Here is a 16,686-nt window from a genome sequence, read left to right as displayed (position 1 = left end):
GGTCAGATTATAATACTGCTAAAATATCTTTTTCACTGATAATTAAATGGTCAACACCATCAATTTTGAACTCAGTACCAGCATATTTGGAGAACATAACTGTATTGCCCACTTCTACTTCTGGTTTTACACGCTCACCATTGTCACATAATTTACCAGGACCTACAGCAATAACTGTACCTTCAGATGGACGTTCCTTTGTGGAAGATGCTAAAAAGATACCACTTTCCGTTTTTGTTTCTACTTCTAATACACGAATAATGACACGATCGCCTAATGGTTTCATTGTTATACCTCTTCTCATATACACTATAATATTGATGTTAGCACTCAATAATGGTGAGTGCTAATTACAAATATTATTATAAATCATTTTTAAATTTTTGCAAGTCCTTTTTGACTTTTTGACTAAATACTTTTTACTTTTATGATTTCGCTTCATGGGCTGCGATAATTTTTTTACATGTTTCCACCAGACTAATCCGCTTATCCATGCTGAAAACTCGTATTTTTTCATACGCCTTTTCCTCGGAAAATCCATGCAACTCCATCAATATGCCCGTCGCTTTCGTTACATATTTTCTTTCTTCTAAGGAACTTTCCAATCCTTTCACCTGTTCTACTAAATTTCGTTCTTCTTGAAAGCGACCCATAGCCATCTGCAGAGTGGGACCTAAGTCCTGTTCACGTAAAGGTTTAGTCAAATAGCCGTATACCCCAGATTGAGATGCTTTTTGGATTAAATCGTCTTGACTATACGCTGTTAATAGCACCACCGGCGCTAATCGTTTATGACGGATTTGCCGCGCCGCCTCGATACCATCTAGTTCCGGCATCTTCACGTCCATAAGCACTATATCTGGCACAAGATCTTGACATAGTTGGATTGCTTCCACTCCATTGGCCCCTTCTCCTACAACGGTATGTCCTTGGCTTTCTAATATATCTCGCAAGTCCATGCGAATCAGTGACTCATCATCTACTACTAAGACGCGCATACTCTTCTCCTTTATGTATCCAAATATCTACCACAGTACCTATTCCTTGAGATGTCCATGAAATTTTTCCATCTAATTCATTCTGCACCAAATTATCGATAATTTGTAATCCTAATCTACGTTGTCTGGTGCTTTCAAAATCCTCTGGCAACCCACAGCCAGTATCTCGAATAACAATATGCAACATATCTCGGTTTCCTTGAGCCATCACCTCTCGCACCTCTACCTGTACATGTCCTTCTGTTTTGTCTTTAAAAGCATGTTTAAAGAGGTTGGAAAACAGTTCATTCAGCACTAAGGACACATAGCTGGCCTTGTGAGATGACATAATGATATCTTCTCCTATATACTCCATGTCAATCAGCTGCTCAGAAGAGCCTAATCCTTGTCGCAACAATCGCCATAATTCTTCAATAATACTGCGCAATGCCACATAATCTTCATCAAAGTTTGATACAATTTCATGAACGAGAGCCATACTTTCAATACGATGAATACTGTCTTGTAAGGCTTGTTTCACATCATCGGACCCACTGCGACGACTTTGCATACGTAATAAACCTGCCACAGACTGCAAATTATTTTTTACACGATGGTGCACTTCTTTGATGACGGAATTTTTTACCAGTAATTCTTGATCTCGCTTGCGCAACTCCGTTTTATCCTGTAATACCAAGATACCACGCTTCCACTTGACCCCTAAAACAACAGGAATCATTACTTGACGCAAAGCAATGTCACCATACAATTCTTCATCAATGGTACCCACTCTATCTTCTAAGGCCTTCTTGATACGACCTACTTTCAAAGTACTACTGTAAATGGAGGTTCCCTGTAATCGTCGATCTATGCCAAAGATATCCCCTAGTTTTTTCGCCGCTCGATTCGCATAAAGAATAGTACCATCTTGTTCAAAAAAGAGTATTCCGTCTAACACAGAAATTCCTTCATATAATTCTGGTTGTTGTAGCTGTGGTACCAACATCCCTTGAAAACTTGTCTGTGACACAATAGACATGAATTCATTATATCGACTAGAGTACACCTCCGATACAGGATTAGTAAAGGCACAAGCACCAATGCATTTACCACCATTATCTACGATGGGATAGACATACGCATAATAGGTTTCTATTGTCGTTGTTCTATTCGTACATTCTTCCCAATCCATGATTCCTACATAGGGTTTGCCAGTTACCAACATCTGTTGGATAGGATGATTAGTAGGCACCTTGCATTTCTGTACCATACCTGTATGACCGCTATCTAGTGCTCCACTAAGTAAAAGGTGTCCATCCTTAGCTTGCACTAAGAGGGACACCCCTTGTTCACTGATGACTTTACCAAAGTTTAATCGCTGAGAGAATTGTAATAGTAAAGCTTGCTGTGTAGGATATAAATCTGTTTCTTTGTCTAGAATCTCTTTCCAACTAGCCATGTTGGCTTCCTTTCCACAAATCACTACCTAATGGAATAGATGGTTTTGCATTCAATGTGTAATTGCTGAATTTGCCAGATTGAGCCATATAGTAAGCTCGGCATCCAATCATTGCCGCATTATCGGTAGCCAACATAGATCCCGCTGTGAGATAGGTCAAACCTTCTGCTTCACACATGGCTTGTAAATCTCGTTGTAATCCACTATTCGCAGATACACCGCCAGCTAAGGCAATCTTCGTTTCTCCTAGTGTATGAGCCGCTTCTTTCATTTTTTCCACTAATACGTCAGTAATAGCCTTTTGAAAGGAGGCTGCCACATCTTCATGACAGATGGATTCACCTTTTTGTTGCTTTCCATTGATATAGTTCAAAACCGCCGATTTCAAGCCACTAAAACTAAAGTCAAAGTTTCCTTTTTCTAGCAAAGGTCGTGGGAAATCGATGGCCTCCGGATTTCCTTGCTTCGCCAACGCATCAATATGGGGTCCACCTGGATACGGATACCCTAAGACACGAGCAATTTTATCGAACGCTTCCCCTGCCGCATCATCACGTGTTTGTCCCAGCACCTGAAAGCTTTCATAATCTGTCACATGAACGATCATGGTATGGCCCCCAGACACTACTAAACACAAGAAAGGCGGTTCTAAATCAGGGTGCAAAAGGAAGTTCGCAAAGATGTGGCCTTCCATATGATGAACTCCAACCAAAGGGATATCTTTTGCAAAGGATAAAGCCTTCGCCGCTGACACACCTACCAACAGAGCCCCTACTAAACCAGGCCCATAAGTAACACCGATATGGTCCATATCGTCTAATGTTAGATTTGCATCTGCCAACGCTTGGTCGATAACAGGCATAATCTGCTCAATATGATGACGAGATGCCACTTCTGGCACAACACCGCCAAATTTTCTATGAATGGGAACTTGACTGGAAATCACATTGGAAATAACTGTTCTGCCATCTTGCAACACCGCTGCCGATGTTTCGTCACAGCTAGTTTCAATGGCTAGTGTATAGATACTCATGTCAGTTCCTCCATTTCTTTCGACATAATCAGTCCATCTTCTACTGGATCTGAATAAAATTGTTTGCGTACTCCTACCGCTGTAAATCCCAATCTACGATACATAGCTTGAGCTGCAATATTGGAGACACGCACTTCTAAAAAAATATGTTTCATACCTCGTTTTCGTAGCATTTGCGTTAACTTACGAGTCATCTTAGCCCCATAGCCTGCTCGACGATAGTCAGGATGAATAGCAATATTTGTAATTTGACCTTCATCCAAAACAAGCCAAGACCCTGCATAACCAAAAATCTTACCATCTTCTGCTTCTGCCACAAGGTACAGCTTATCTTCTACTTCTAAATCATCCAATAAAGCTTCCCTCGACCAAGGGGTTGAAAAACAGGCCTGCTCTATTTCGTAGATACCTTCAATATCACTCCGTAAGGCTTCTCGTAAAGTCACCATTATCGTTCACCTGCTGCTTCACGGACTACTACCTTAGGTTCTTCGTAGGTACCCGTAGCTAGTATGTCTTTATTTTTCTCATCCCAGACCACTTCCGCTTCCGATTTACGAATGTAGAATGGCTCAATAGACTGTACATCAGGTATGTTACCACTAGCAAATTGTGGTAATGCCACTTGGATGACATGGGATGCACGTGGTCGTTGCTTCGATTCATGACCGATCACCAAACGTAGTGGATCTATGCGACCTTCTTCTACACCTAGATGATATTCTTTTTCCAGACGTTTTAGGCCATCTCCCACAATCACTACTGGATGCTCCTCACATAATTTTACTAAGGCTTCCAATAATTCTGGCACTTGGTGGACTCCTACAGAATCCAAGTCATCCATGGTTGTACCATTCCATACATATTGACGGACATAGACTTGCTTTTTCTGTGCATCCACAACGGTACACACACGGTAATTAGAATACATACACCCTTGTGCCAATACATCTGTGGTGAGCACTCCTACAACTGGTACATTCCAAGCGTAAGCCAAGGCCTTTGCCGTGCCCAAACCAATACGCAAACCTGTAAACGAACCAGGTCCAATGGTAACGGCAATGCCGGTAATATCAGATTTTTTTACTTTCCCCGTTGTCAACACCGTTTCGATATGTGGCACCAATTGTTCAGAATGCGTAAGGCCTGCCTGTACAATGAGTTCACTTCGTATTTCTTTGTCATTTCCCACTGCTATACTGGCAATGGCACTACTCGTTTCAATGCCTAAAATCATAGGTCCTCTCCTATGCATTGTAATTCTTCTACTGAAAGTAAATCTGTATGAACGGTAAACTGACGAGATCCATCGTCAGTCACAGAAATCTCAATCCACACCGTCGTATCTGGCAATTCGTCAGTAAACTTACTAGCCCACTCTACAACAGACTTCGTTTCCTCGGTATATTCGTAAAATCCAATGGTTTCCAACTCTTCTACCAAATCCATTCGATATAAATCAAAGTGGTACAAGTTAGAGCCATCTACTTCATAGGTGTTCATCAACGCGAACGTAGGGCTTGTCACCTCTTCTGTAACCCCAAAGCCTTTCGCAATCCCTTGGGAAAAATGAGTTTTCCCCGCCCCTAGTGTACCATCTAAGGCAATGCATATAGGTCCTTCATAGTCTTTCATAAATCTCCCTAGGCTGTGACCTAGAGCCAACGTTCCCTCTACGGAATGTGTTGTATATTGTATAGTATTCATAGTATTCCTTTATCATTGTATTTTAATTAGTATGCTGTAGGCGACACATACTCTTATCCCCGTCTATTATCATTAGATATGACTAGGATTATCTATACATTCAATCCTTAGTTATGCGATAAGTGATTGTATCCTTTAGATTCCACTCTCATCCATTGTCCGTCACGTTCTACCAATACCTGTGCACTGCCTGCTTTAACATGTCCAATAATCATGAAAGTCTCAGCTGGCAACTCCTCTGCTTTCTCAGCAGGTATAGTTCCCACCAACTGAAAGTCTTCGCCTCCAGTCCACATAGGAATGTAGGGACTCATCTGGTGGCTTTCACAGTACGCTTGAACCTCCGGATGAATTGGCAAAGTACTTTCATCAATGTAAATAGTCACCTGCGATGCTTTGGCAATCTCGTTGAGCTCGCTGGACAAGCCATCGCTGATATCATTCATAGACGTGGCCCCTACATCTCTTGCTATTATACCACATTCCACATGAGGAAGGGGCCGTTGATGAACGGATTGACTCACTGGATAGCCCTTGCTACCTTCCAACAAACTGTGCAAACCCACATACGATAATCCCAGATAATTTGTAATGAACACCGCATCACCATCTTTGGCTCCACTACGTAAAACAGATTGATGTTTTGGAACATCTCCAAAGACTGTGGCTGAAACCACAAAAGGACCTTCCGTTGATACCGTATCGCCGCCGATGATATTCACATCGTAGTCTGCACATATAGTACGTAAACCACTATAAACCTCTTCTACATAGGACGTATCTCGCTCCTTGGGAACTGCAACGGACACCACCATATGTCGTGGAGCACCACCCATCGCTGCTATATCACTGATGTTCGCTGTTCCTAAACGATAGCCCACGTCAAAGGGTGATGTCGTTTGTTCACTAAAGTGAATCCCTTCCACCATCATGTCCGTACTAACCAATTGATCTACATCATAAGGTGTATCATACACAGCACAGTCATCACCAACACCTACTTTTACATACGTAGAATCGTTAATACTATATTGCGTTAGTTTGTCAATAAGAGCAAATTCATCAAGCCGATCCTTATGCATTGTACCACCTCGTTTCATTGTATAATAACAAAATAACATACCTATGCCGTTATGGATAATAACGCCACACTATTTTAATTTAACTATTGATTTGCATATCACTTTCTCTATACATGTTGTTCTTATTGTACCACACTAGGAGGTAAAGATAAGATAAATTTATCTAAATAATAAGGAGACTCCTATAAGAGTCCCCCTTTTAATATGTTGTTACAATGTATGTACCTTACCTCATCAACTTCACCAAGTAAGTATCACTACCTCGTCATCTCAATCAATTGTTTCACATAGTCGTTACTCGGATGATTCTTTACTTCCTCCGCAGTCCCGTATTGTTGTATTTTCCCTTCATGCATGACAAGGATATGTGTTCCTAGTTTAAAAGCTTCGTGCATGTCATGGGTGATAAACACAATGGTACAGTCAGTTTGTTTGTGAATTTTCTTCAAGTCTTCTTGCAGTTGATACCTCGTAATGGAGTCCACAGCACCGAATGGCTCGTCCATAAGTAATATCTTTGGCGAGTTTGCATAGGCTCTGGCAATGCCAACACGTTGCTGTTGACCTCCAGATAACTCCTTAGGATACTTTCCTTTACTATCTAGCGGTAATCCCACTAATGAAAGCATACGTTCTACAATAGCATCCACTTCTTCCTTCGGTACACCATCTAGTTTCGGCACATACCCTATATTGTCTGCTACCGTCATATGTGGAAACAATCCATCTCCTTGGATGGCATACCCAATCTTTCTGCGCAAAGAAATGATATCTTGATCGATGACGCGAGTCCCAAAAATAGTAATATCTCCCTCATCTGGTACAATCAATCCATTAATCATTTTTAACAGTGTCGTCTTCCCTGACCCAGATGTACCTACAATGCAAAGAAAGTCTCCTTCGTTGATGGTAAGATTGCAATCTCTCACCACCCATTTGCCTTGATAAGATTTTCCAATATTTTTAAATTCTATCATTTGATTCATCTATTTCACCACCAATCCTTTAGATTGTAAAAATTCCTTCGCCACTTGTTTCGGATCTTCCTTATCAATTTCTACCCTTTTATTCAACTGTGCCATGGTACTTTCATCTAGGATACCATCCAAACGATGTAATACCGCCTCTAGCTCAGGATGTTTTTGTAGGGTTTCCTCACGAACAACCATGCCCGCCATGTAACTTGGATAAAAGTTGCGATCGTCCTTTAATACTACAACCCGTGGATCAGATAACTGACCATCTGTTGTAAATACAGTCATAGCATCAATCTTTTTATCAAATAAGGCTTGATATTTTAATCCATTGTCCATATCTACTACCTTTTTGAAGTGATAGTTATAGGCATTAGCTAAGGCTTTGTATCCGTCTTCTCGTTCAAAGAAGTCATATTCTGCACCAAATGTTAATTGTCCTGCATATTTCTCCAAGTCTGTAAACGTTTTAATGCCATATTCTTTTGCTAAATCTGCTCGAATGCCAATACTATAAGTATCATTAAAACCAAACATCCCTTTCCATAAGAAATGATACTTGTCCTTGTACTCTGCACTCAACATAGGAAACTTATCGTTCTTGTAGTCTTGCTTATGTTTTAACACAATTTGCCAAGATGTGCCCGTATACTCCGGATACATATCGAAATCTCCTCGTACCATACCAGGGTGAATATTAGAAGTACCACCTCCAACACCATGAGTGTACTCAACTTTCAGATTCGTATCCGCCTCAATTAGGGTTCCCACGATATCTGCCAAAATATATCCTTCCGATACCGGTTTTGATGCGATGTGAATAGTATCACTTTTATTATACTGTTGTACCCCTACTGCACCTACAATAATCACTAAGAGAACGCTCAAGACGTAGCCTACTTTTCGATTGACAATCTTGTGCACCTTGTGTTCTTCTACTAACTTACCGATGATACCTAAGATGCCATCTATGATCAAGGCTAAGAGGGCGATTAGGATGCCACCAATCCAAATTAATATTTCGTTATTAGTGGTTATTCCACGATAAATGGCAACACCTAGACCACCTGCACCTACAAAGGAGGCAATCCCCGCTAAGGCAATGGTCATGGTCACCATGTTCATGATAGCTGCAAAAATAACAGGAAATGCTAACGGTAGCTGTATCTTCCATAAAATTTGGCTATCTGTACTCCCCATAGCACGGCTAGCCTCAATAATTTTTGGATCAATAGTGGTAATCCCCACATAGGTACTACGCACGATAGGCAATAGTGCGTATATGGTAAGAGCAATGATGGCCGTCGTATTCCCTACACCTGTGAAAGAAATCAGAAACCCCAACAAAGCAATAGACGGTATGGTATACGCAATATTCACTACAGAAATAACAGAATTCGCCAATTTCTGTTTTCGCACTATAAATATCCCCATAGCCAGTCCCAGCACTGTAGCAATGATGACGGCTGTAAAGCTAATTCCTATGTGCTCGAGTAATAAATGTAAATAAAATACCCCGTTTTTACTCAACTCTTCCACTAAATTCTGTATCATCAAACCATCCTTTCTACAACATCTTTGTTGTTTATCATACTAATTTACCATGAATTTAAGGTATAAAAATGTTGGAAGCTCTCTGCTAAGAATCCCCCAACATACTACTTAATCTTTTACAATCTTATCTTTCATTTTTTTCAATGGATGTGTCAAGTCAATGTCACCATAGGTAGGTAAAGTCACTCCTTTTACCTTGATATACACTTTATGTACACCATCAAATTCTACTGCTGTATTAACGATAGAGGCAATTCGTAACGTAGCTGTTAAACCAGTAGCATCCTGCAAAAAGTCATCACTTAAAATGACCGTAACTGTATCATCATGTTTTGATGTTTCTACTACTTTTGTACCTTTTGCAAAAACTGGATACTCTGCCCGACCATCTTGCTCAATCATTAGGTTTATGGCATCTTTTACCGTTTTACGGTCTTTATCAATCGTAAGCGGTTGTGGCATAACTCCTTTTCCATCTTGCCGTGGTACATACACCACGATTTTTGTCATTTTATCTAGTGTTTTCTGGTCCTGCGACGCAGAAGATTGGGCCGTTGTTTGTTTTCCCAAATCCACTTTTAAATCTTGAGAATTACAACCTGCCAACGCAATGACACATACGCTCATCATAGCCACTAGACCATAGCGTAATGATTGTTTCATGAATTAACCTCCAAAATATAATTCTAAGCCTTTTGCCAGTTCATTGGCAAAATCTTTCTGTGTTGATGATTCTTTTAAATGACCTTCTTCCGTAGGATTAGAAATAAACCCTAATTCTACCAATATGGATGGCATCAAGGAATGACGTAGGACGTATAAGTTCCCCGGTTGGATACCTCGGTCACCGTTAAATCCACTGTGTTCAGCAATCTGACCTTGTACAGAAGATGCTAATTTTTTCGATTGATCAGATCCATCAAAATAGTAAGTTGCAATACCACCTACATTGGGATTTGAGAAGGAATTAATATGAATACTCATAAAAGCATCTGCTTGGTTACCATTTGCTACATTGACGCGGGCTTGCAATTCGTCCACACCACTCGCATGTGGTCCATACACATCTACATCTGTCGTACGGGTCAAGATAACTTTAGCACCCTTTGCTTCTAAAATAGATTTTAAATACTCAGCAACGGGCAATGTCACTTGCTTTTCTTGTAATCCCGTTGGTCCAATAGCACCAGGGTCACTTCCACCATGGCCTGGATCTAATACAATAATTTTACCGCTAATACCGCCTGTGGTGCGATAATTGACTACTTGCGGAATTGGTTTTTCTGAAACCACTGGTAATGCCACTGGCTGTTTGGATTCTGTTTTTGGAGCTGGCTTAGCTGGTTTTGCTACTATTTTTTCAGCTGTTTTAGGTGTTGGTTTAGTCTCAGCTTTTGACACTTCTTTAGGTGTAGCTTTCACCTCAGCTGCCTTGGCTGGTACTTTTTCAGCCACTGGGGCTGCTGGCTTTTTACCATAATAATTATCTCGTGGGGTTACTCCTTTTTTCTGGATATCCACCACCATACGATATGGTTTGTTATTGACTGTATCTTTTTTCAAAGTAAATACTTTCAAATCTTCTACATCAATAGCCCTCGGTGTTTCAATTTTTACCACCGTATCTGGTCCTGACTGTGAAAGTGTCGCACTTTTCGCAATGCCATCATCCATCACAATTGATGTAGGTGCCCCTGCTATAGTAGCATTTTTCAACAATAATGTGGTAGATGTACCACTGGAACTAATGGAGGCTGTCGCATGAACAGGACTAGATAAACTAAAGACCATTCTCACAAAAGGGATTGGTGCATCATTTCTCGTTACCCAATGAAGATCTGTCACATTTGCAGCCTTCGTAGCTCCAAACAGGACTGGTAACACCAATACTAACATACCCAATAGGGCAAATAACTTACGCAAATATCTCACTCCAATCTATGTTGCACTGGATAGTTTTCCTTTAGACAGTACCTTAATTATACCACATTTACTCAGTCCATACATGAAAAATCAGTGAAAATTATACAAAAAACATAAGCAGGCTTTCTGTATCCAGTAAAACTGACGATATTACCTGCTTATGTTTTTTACGTTTTATATATTTGTTATGTAGATTATCCCACTCACATATTCATGACATGCTTGCAGCCATATAGTGTTAGTGATCTATTTATCCTATACACTTACTATGGTGTTTTCCTAAGCTGTTTGTTTTCCGCTACGATTCATAATGTAGTACAATACAGCACCTACGACTAAACCACCAAGTCCCCAGAATACTTTTTCCAAGGAAGATTGCGTTAATAACCAGATATTAACTACAGCCGCTAACACTGGAATCACTGAGCCCCATTTCTGCAAAGCATAATGCAATAGACATCACTAACAGAGCATCAAATACAATAACCCATAAGCTGTTGACGCCTACTAATGCAGCCTCTTTACCAGGAAGCAAAAAAATCCCAGTCCCAATAATTGCGTTGACCCCTAAAAGTATAATACTTAAAAGGCCCAATTTGTTAATTGATATAGTACTCTCCTTATACCCTTGTGCATGCTCAACTAATACTAAACAGATGCTATCCTCAACCTATATCCAATTAGAACATAGCATGGGCAATAAAGTACCCTACCACACAACTTGTAAATACTCCAATTAAGCCTGGAATGATAAAACTATGATTAATAACAAATTTACCAATTCGGGTTGTACCAGAACGGTCAAACCCAATACATGCCAGATCAGATGGATACGTTGGTAATACAAAGTATGCATAACATGCAGGGATAAAGGATAGTACAATCAATGGTTCCACACCTACGCTCAAGCCCATTGGAACCACGATAGCAAGTGCTGCTGCTTGGGAGTTAACCAATTTAGAAATGATAAATAATACAATTGCATACGTCCATGGATGCGCGACTACTATACTAGATAACGTTGTTTTAAATTGTGGAATGTATGCACCAAAATAGGTTTCTGCCATCCAAGCTACACCGTATACAGACACTACAGCAATCATACCAGATTTAAATACAGAACCGTTCGTTACATCGCTGGCTTTCACCTTACATAGAAGAAGGATTAAGGATGCCATCACAAGCATAGCAATTTGAATAGTAGGGGTCATGGATAATGGTTTCCATGCACCTTTAGCATTTGGTACTAATGGTAACAATTGTTCTGGGAAACTACCGAATAAAGCGATAACTAAAATCCCTAGCAAGAAAATTGTAGTAGCCCAGTAGGCTGTACGTGGCAATTCTTTTACAACGCTTGCATCCTTGTTTTCTGCGTAAATGTAAGCACGTTGCTCTAGATCTTGAATGCGCGCTTGAAAGTCTGGATCATTAGCCAACTCTTTACCACGACGCATGCTCCACACACCGGCTACGATGACACCTACAAAAGTAGCTGGAATGGTAATAGATAAAATCGTTACCACACTCGCTGGGAAACTAACAGCTCCTAGCATAGCTACCATAGATACTACCGCTACCGATGCAGGAGAGGCACAAATCCCCATTTGAGACGCCACAGATGCCACCGCCATTGGTCGTTCTGGTCGAATCCCTTCTTTAATAGAAATATCATAGATGATAGGGAACATCGTATACACTACGTGCCCTGTTCCACATAAGACAGTTAAGAACCATGTTGTAATAGGCGCTAAAATCGTAATTTGTTTTGGATTACTACGAAGAAATTTTTCTGCGTATACAAGCATCACATCCAATCCTTTGGAAGCTTGTAAGAAACCAGAACAAGTCACCACTGCCATAATCGTTAGCATGACATCAATTGGTGGTTTCCCTGGTACAAGACCAATTACAAATACGTAAATAGCAAGACCGATACCAGATACAGCAGCTAAACCTAAGCCACCGTGTCTTACACCAACGATTAAGCAAGCTAACAATAAAATAAATCCGAATAACATAATCATGAATTACTCAATCCTTTCTAATAAAAAAAACACTTGCCGTAATTATTATACGGCAAGTGGTCCATTAAAAACAGTGATAAACTGCTTCTATAGGATATATTTTAGATGAAAGTTAGTTATGGTGTTATAATGAACTCCCTATCTGGCGCCAAATAACCCTTACTTTCTATTCAGCATCAACACTTCTAGTCGCGCAATTCGTTGTTCTTGTTCATCCACTCGTTGACGAAGTGCTTGGTTTTCCTCTTGAAACACATAAATAGAAGATATAGGTCCCTTTTCGTATTGTGGTAATATGTTAGAATTGGTACCCCTTCCAAACTTGACACTTACGCCTCCATTAATCATAACACTATTACCATTAGAATGAGCCAATCCTATATGTACCAATGTAGATTCATTAAAATAATGACCATATCCTAATGCCACTGCCCGTTTATTTTTATAAGCACCTACACCTGCCATAAATTGATGTGGTTCTCTAGGGTCATAGGAAAGCGGTTTTAATGCTGACAATGCAGCGTTCATGGTATCTCTTGACTGGGCATCTGCTTCTAATGAATCAATTTTATTATTGATAGCATCAATTTTAGTATTAAGTAGTGTACCATTATTAACTGATAAGCTTTCTATAGCCCTGATCGTAGCATGTAATTGACTACCATTAATCGCATCTGTAGACGTTTCAGAAATTTCACCAGCGGCTACACCTTGCATTTGACGAGTAAAAGTATTATATTTTTCAGGTTTTACAAAGCCATTATCATTAGAATAGTAATATCCTAAACCATCATCAACTACACCAATACTTACTATGCCTCTAGCATTATTAACGCCAGCATATTTGCCTTCTACAGGATGTAATGTGACAGCTTTACTAAATGCGCCCAATGCAACTGAACTTTTGGCATAGGCTTTAGCTCCATATCCAAGGGCCGTGCCATGTCCAAATTCTACCGTCGCGTAGTCACCTACTACTGTCGCTGCTTCTCCAGGCGCTTTACCTAATGAAATTGTCCAATTATTAAAATCCTCAGGATATATCTGTGGAGCTGCAATATTATAATTTCCAACAACAACTAAATGGTCTCCAGTTACTCAATTTTTATTTCCTACAATATTTAGATAATCACCATACACTAAATTATTATTTCCAGATATATTATAAAAATTTGAATACATTATATTATTGTTGTTACCAATTACATTAGGTGTTGGATCAACCCCCTCATTATCATTCTGTCCTCCTACAGCCAGAGAGATACTACTAATAGATATGTTCATTAACGAAAGAGTTGCAATTGCCATAACTAAATTTAGTTTTAACTTCATATATACTCCTGATACTGTAATAATAAAATACATTTCTCGAACTCTTGGCCATCCCTGACATGGGCCAATCTAATGCTTACTGCGTCGCTTCACTCCTAGTAAGCAAAGATACGGCCTCAGTATGGTATGTCTGCGGGAACATATCTACTGGTTGGACTTTCACCAATTCATAGCCATGTTCTGTCAGTATTTCTATATCTCGTGCCATGGATGATGGGTTGCACGACACGTAGACGATACGCTGTGGCGCCATACCGATGGCTGCGTGTAGCACATCTTCTTTACAGCCTGCGCGGATAGGGTCAAAGACAATGACGTCAGGTTCGATGCCTTGTTTATACAGTTTAGGCATCTCCACGGCTGCGTCGCCTACGATAAATTCTGTATTGTCATATCCATTCCGAATGGCATTTTTCTTTGCATCTTCGATGGCAGGCTCTACAATTTCAATGCCGATGACGTATTTTGCTTTATGCGCCAAAAATAAGGAAATCGTTCCTGTTCCACAATATGCATCAATCACCGTTTCATGACCTTTCAAATCTGCAAATTCCAAAGCTGTATCATAGAGCACTGTGGTTTGTTCTGGATTCACTTGAAAAAAGGAATGCGGTGACAATTGAAAGGACAAATCTTTGATATAATCTGTAATCTGGTCTTTCCCATAAAGTGTACGGTTTGTAGGGCCTAAGATCACATTCGTTTGTTTTGGATTGTGATTCACCACGATGGATGTCACCTGTGGCAATGCCGTTACGATCCGATCCACCAGTTCAGATTCACGAGGAATATTTACTGTCCGACTTACGAGTATAACCATCCATTCTTCTTTCCCAATACGTCCTACAACGTGACGAAGAACGCCTCTTTCCGTATGCTCATCATAAGGTTCGATACCTAGTTCATGCATCGCCTCGTAGCAAACCTTACGAATTTCATCATTCCCTGAATTTTGTATCGGACAATACTCGTGATTGATGATGCTATGAGATCCCTTTTGGTAAAATCCCATACGTATGTTATCTAGTTTACCACCTACAGGCATTTGCATTTTATTACGATACCGCCAAGGTTCCTTTGGACCTATACAAGGCAACACCAAGGAAGGGTCACATTTCGCAATCCGTTCTATTACCGCTTTCACAGATTCTGTTTTTAGTCGCAATTGCTCAGTATAGGATGCATGTTGTAATTGGCACCCGCCACAATTGCCATACACTTCGCATTGCGGGTCCACTCGCTCTGCAGACGATGTGAGCACCTCTATAATATCCCCTACGGCATAATTCTTTTTGACTACTGTAATCTTCACTTGTACTGTTTCATTCGGTAACGCATAAGGTACAAATACGGTAAAGCCTTCGTATCTGCCTATCCCTTCGCCACTACTGCCAGTGCCGTGAATAGTTATGGTATATGTATTTCCAACGCACACCGGTGCTTTCTGCTGTTTCTTCTTCTCGCTCATCTATATATCCTTTAACCCCTGTAATCGCATTTATCATTATTTTGTTATTATATCATTTTTTATATGTTCTTTACACTTCTCTATATATCCCTACTACCTAGTACGATTCCCACTCATACACACTTTTTATATCATTAAACTAGGTACCTTAGTAAATGTCTATTTACCATTTGTTGAAAATATCACTACGATACAAACAAAAAGCATATAGCCTTCATTGATGTACGACATCATGAAAACTATATGCCTATATTATACATAAAAGCTATTTATTGAGGTTTGCCAATTGACATTCCCTCAAAATATAGTATAGAACTTTATTTACTGAACTAGTGCCTCATATATGCTAAGACATATAGAGAATGCTTTTACAATCTCCAGTTTATTTCACCAAACGATTGCGAATCATCGCTGCGCCTAGCACCAATACGACACATCCAATATGGAATGGTAAGCTATATGGTTCGATGTATGGTGCTGCCATTGGGTCATGCTGAATCATGCTAGCAGATACCCAGCCTAAGATACCACCACCTGCATATAGGATCACAGGGAATTTATCAATCAATTTTACAAAGAGGGTGCTACCCCAAACGATGATAGGCACTGTTACTAACATTCCTGCTACAACAAGACCAAAATGTCCTTCTGCTGCTGCTACAACACCTAGTACATTATCGATACCCATCACACCATCAGCAATGATGATAGTAACAATAGCACCCCAGATGTTATCTTTCGCTTCAATGTTATGCTCATTGTCCCCATCTTTCAATAAAGAGTAACCAATCCAAAGTAACATAATACCGCCAACGATGCGCAATGCTGGAATATTATCTAAAGCTTCAATGAACAAAATCGCCATCACAAGACGCAAAGCTATCGCACCTGCTGTCCCCCAGAAAATAGCGCGTTTACGCAAATGTTCCGGTAAGTTTTTAGCTGCCATACCGATAACAATAGCATTGTCCCCTGCCAATAATATATCAATAATAATAATTTGTAGAATTGCTAATAACCCTTGTGTTGATGTAATATCCACCATTTCCTCCTATATATACTACTTAGAATACATTTTATTATACCATAGGGCCCCTATAAAACAAAGGATAGTTGACCTTTGGTATCAACTATCCTCTTCGTGTATTAG

General features: G+C 40.0%; 18 protein-coding genes. All 18 read right to left on the bottom strand.

The window, feature by feature from the left end; translation table 11 throughout:
• Positions 1–7: 7 nt before the first annotated feature.
• The 18 genes from groES to EO117_RS00325 all read right to left on the bottom strand — a co-directional run bounded on the left by groES (position 8) and on the right by EO117_RS00325 (position 16,578).
• Positions 8–286: a co-chaperone GroES gene (gene groES / locus EO117_RS00410; protein WP_126938549.1), complete on the bottom strand. Its 279-nt coding sequence runs from the start codon at positions 284–286 to the stop codon at positions 8–10.
• A 139-nt stretch (positions 287–425) separates the two neighbouring features.
• Positions 426–998: an ANTAR domain-containing response regulator gene (locus tag EO117_RS00405; RefSeq protein WP_126938547.1), complete on the bottom strand. Its 573-nt coding sequence runs from the start codon at positions 996–998 to the stop codon at positions 426–428.
• Positions 976–2,436: a sensor histidine kinase gene (locus EO117_RS00400; RefSeq protein ID WP_126938546.1), complete on the bottom strand. Its 1,461-nt coding sequence runs from the start codon at positions 2,434–2,436 to the stop codon at positions 976–978. The genes EO117_RS00405 and EO117_RS00400 overlap by 23 nt, the downstream gene beginning before the upstream one ends.
• Positions 2,429–3,469 (bottom strand): tRNA (adenosine(37)-N6)-threonylcarbamoyltransferase complex transferase subunit TsaD, encoded by a 1,041-nt coding sequence (tsaD, locus tag EO117_RS00395; RefSeq protein ID WP_126938544.1) that lies wholly within the window; start codon positions 3,467–3,469, stop codon positions 2,429–2,431. The genes EO117_RS00400 and tsaD overlap by 8 nt, the downstream gene beginning before the upstream one ends.
• The gene (gene rimI, locus EO117_RS00390; protein ID WP_126938543.1) at positions 3,466–3,918 is read right to left on the bottom strand and encodes a ribosomal protein S18-alanine N-acetyltransferase; all 453 of its coding nucleotides are present in this window, start codon (positions 3,916–3,918) and stop codon (positions 3,466–3,468) included. The genes tsaD and rimI overlap by 4 nt, the downstream gene beginning before the upstream one ends.
• Positions 3,918–4,706 (bottom strand): tRNA (adenosine(37)-N6)-threonylcarbamoyltransferase complex dimerization subunit type 1 TsaB, encoded by a 789-nt coding sequence (tsaB, locus tag EO117_RS00385; RefSeq protein WP_126938542.1) that lies wholly within the window; start codon positions 4,704–4,706, stop codon positions 3,918–3,920. Before tsaB ends, rimI begins: the two co-directional genes overlap by 1 nt.
• Entirely contained in the window at positions 4,703–5,176 is a 474-nt protein-coding gene (gene tsaE, locus EO117_RS00380; RefSeq protein WP_126938541.1) for a tRNA (adenosine(37)-N6)-threonylcarbamoyltransferase complex ATPase subunit type 1 TsaE, read from the bottom strand. The genes tsaB and tsaE overlap by 4 nt, the downstream gene beginning before the upstream one ends.
• Positions 5,177–5,283: 107 nt before the next feature.
• Positions 5,284–6,276 carry a thiamine-phosphate kinase gene (gene thiL / locus EO117_RS00375; protein WP_240632553.1) on the bottom strand — a complete coding sequence of 331 codons (993 nt, stop codon included), beginning with the start codon at positions 6,274–6,276 and terminating at the stop codon, positions 5,284–5,286.
• A gap of 239 nt (positions 6,277–6,515) precedes the next feature.
• Positions 6,516–7,244: an ABC transporter ATP-binding protein gene (locus EO117_RS00370; protein WP_126938540.1), complete on the bottom strand. Its 729-nt coding sequence runs from the start codon at positions 7,242–7,244 to the stop codon at positions 6,516–6,518.
• Positions 7,245–8,786 carry a glycine betaine ABC transporter substrate-binding protein gene (locus tag EO117_RS00365; RefSeq protein ID WP_126938539.1) on the bottom strand — a complete coding sequence of 514 codons (1,542 nt, stop codon included), beginning with the start codon at positions 8,784–8,786 and terminating at the stop codon, positions 7,245–7,247.
• A 108-nt stretch (positions 8,787–8,894) separates the two neighbouring features.
• Positions 8,895–9,449 (bottom strand): GerMN domain-containing protein, encoded by a 555-nt coding sequence (locus EO117_RS00360; RefSeq protein ID WP_126938538.1) that lies wholly within the window; start codon positions 9,447–9,449, stop codon positions 8,895–8,897.
• Between the two features lie 3 nt (positions 9,450–9,452).
• Complete coding sequence (locus EO117_RS00355; RefSeq protein WP_240632552.1) at positions 9,453–10,709, bottom strand: N-acetylmuramoyl-L-alanine amidase; 1,257 nt, start codon at positions 10,707–10,709, stop codon at positions 9,453–9,455.
• Between the two features lie 279 nt (positions 10,710–10,988).
• Positions 10,989–11,150, bottom strand: a complete 162-nt coding sequence (locus tag EO117_RS09145; protein ID WP_164727447.1) for a hypothetical protein — start codon at positions 11,148–11,150, stop codon at positions 10,989–10,991.
• A gap of 239 nt (positions 11,151–11,389) precedes the next feature.
• Positions 11,390–12,730, bottom strand: a complete 1,341-nt coding sequence (locus EO117_RS00345) for an anaerobic C4-dicarboxylate transporter (RefSeq protein WP_305798487.1) — start codon at positions 12,728–12,730, stop codon at positions 11,390–11,392.
• A gap of 165 nt (positions 12,731–12,895) precedes the next feature.
• A complete protein-coding gene (locus EO117_RS09445; protein WP_305798488.1) occupies positions 12,896–13,750 on the bottom strand; it encodes a YadA-like family protein in 855 nt (284 codons plus the stop codon).
• 84 nt (positions 13,751–13,834) lie between these two features.
• Positions 13,835–14,068, bottom strand: a complete 234-nt coding sequence (locus tag EO117_RS00335) for a hypothetical protein (protein WP_126938535.1) — start codon at positions 14,066–14,068, stop codon at positions 13,835–13,837.
• A 76-nt stretch (positions 14,069–14,144) separates the two neighbouring features.
• The gene (gene rlmD / locus EO117_RS00330) at positions 14,145–15,536 is read right to left on the bottom strand and encodes a 23S rRNA (uracil(1939)-C(5))-methyltransferase RlmD (RefSeq protein ID WP_126938534.1); all 1,392 of its coding nucleotides are present in this window, start codon (positions 15,534–15,536) and stop codon (positions 14,145–14,147) included.
• Between the two features lie 382 nt (positions 15,537–15,918).
• A complete protein-coding gene (locus EO117_RS00325; RefSeq protein ID WP_126938533.1) occupies positions 15,919–16,578 on the bottom strand; it encodes a TerC family protein in 660 nt (219 codons plus the stop codon).
• Between the last annotated feature and the right edge of the window lie 108 nt (positions 16,579–16,686).

It is taken from the genome of Veillonella sp. VA142 (assembly GCF_003992135.1).
Classification (GTDB): Bacteria; Bacillota; Negativicutes; order Veillonellales; family Veillonellaceae; genus F0422.
The sequence above is the reverse complement of the archived record's forward strand: the minus strand, read 5'-3'. Positions and strand labels throughout refer to the sequence as shown.

Bases quoted from the DNA above. Each gene is read 5' to 3' on its own strand.
- groES (WP_126938549.1), bottom strand. From the start codon at position 286: ATGAAACCATTAGGCGATCGTGTCATTATTCGTGTATTAGAAGTAGAA.
- EO117_RS00405 (WP_126938547.1), bottom strand. From the start codon at position 998: ATGCGCGTCTTAGTAGTAGATGATGAGTCACTGATTCGCATGGACTTG.
- EO117_RS00400 (WP_126938546.1), bottom strand. From the start codon at position 2,436: ATGGCTAGTTGGAAAGAGATTCTAGACAAAGAAACAGATTTATATCCT.
- tsaD (WP_126938544.1), bottom strand. From the start codon at position 3,469: ATGAGTATCTATACACTAGCCATTGAAACTAGCTGTGACGAAACATCG.
- rimI (WP_126938543.1), bottom strand. From the start codon at position 3,918: ATGGTGACTTTACGAGAAGCCTTACGGAGTGATATTGAAGGTATCTAC.
- tsaB (WP_126938542.1), bottom strand. From the start codon at position 4,706: ATGATTTTAGGCATTGAAACGAGTAGTGCCATTGCCAGTATAGCAGTG.
- tsaE (WP_126938541.1), bottom strand. From the start codon at position 5,176: ATGAATACTATACAATATACAACACATTCCGTAGAGGGAACGTTGGCT.
- thiL (WP_240632553.1), bottom strand. From the start codon at position 6,276: ATGAAACGAGGTGGTACAATGCATAAGGATCGGCTTGATGAATTTGCT.
- EO117_RS00370 (WP_126938540.1), bottom strand. From the start codon at position 7,244: ATGAATCAAATGATAGAATTTAAAAATATTGGAAAATCTTATCAAGGC.
- EO117_RS00365 (WP_126938539.1), bottom strand. From the start codon at position 8,786: ATGATACAGAATTTAGTGGAAGAGTTGAGTAAAAACGGGGTATTTTAT.
- EO117_RS00360 (WP_126938538.1), bottom strand. From the start codon at position 9,449: ATGAAACAATCATTACGCTATGGTCTAGTGGCTATGATGAGCGTATGT.
- EO117_RS00345 (WP_305798487.1), bottom strand. From the start codon at position 12,730: ATGTTATTCGGATTTATTTTATTGTTAGCTTGCTTAATCGTTGGTGTA.
- EO117_RS00335 (WP_126938535.1), bottom strand. From the start codon at position 14,068: ATGAAGTTAAAACTAAATTTAGTTATGGCAATTGCAACTCTTTCGTTA.
- rlmD (WP_126938534.1), bottom strand. From the start codon at position 15,536: ATGAGCGAGAAGAAGAAACAGCAGAAAGCACCGGTGTGCGTTGGAAAT.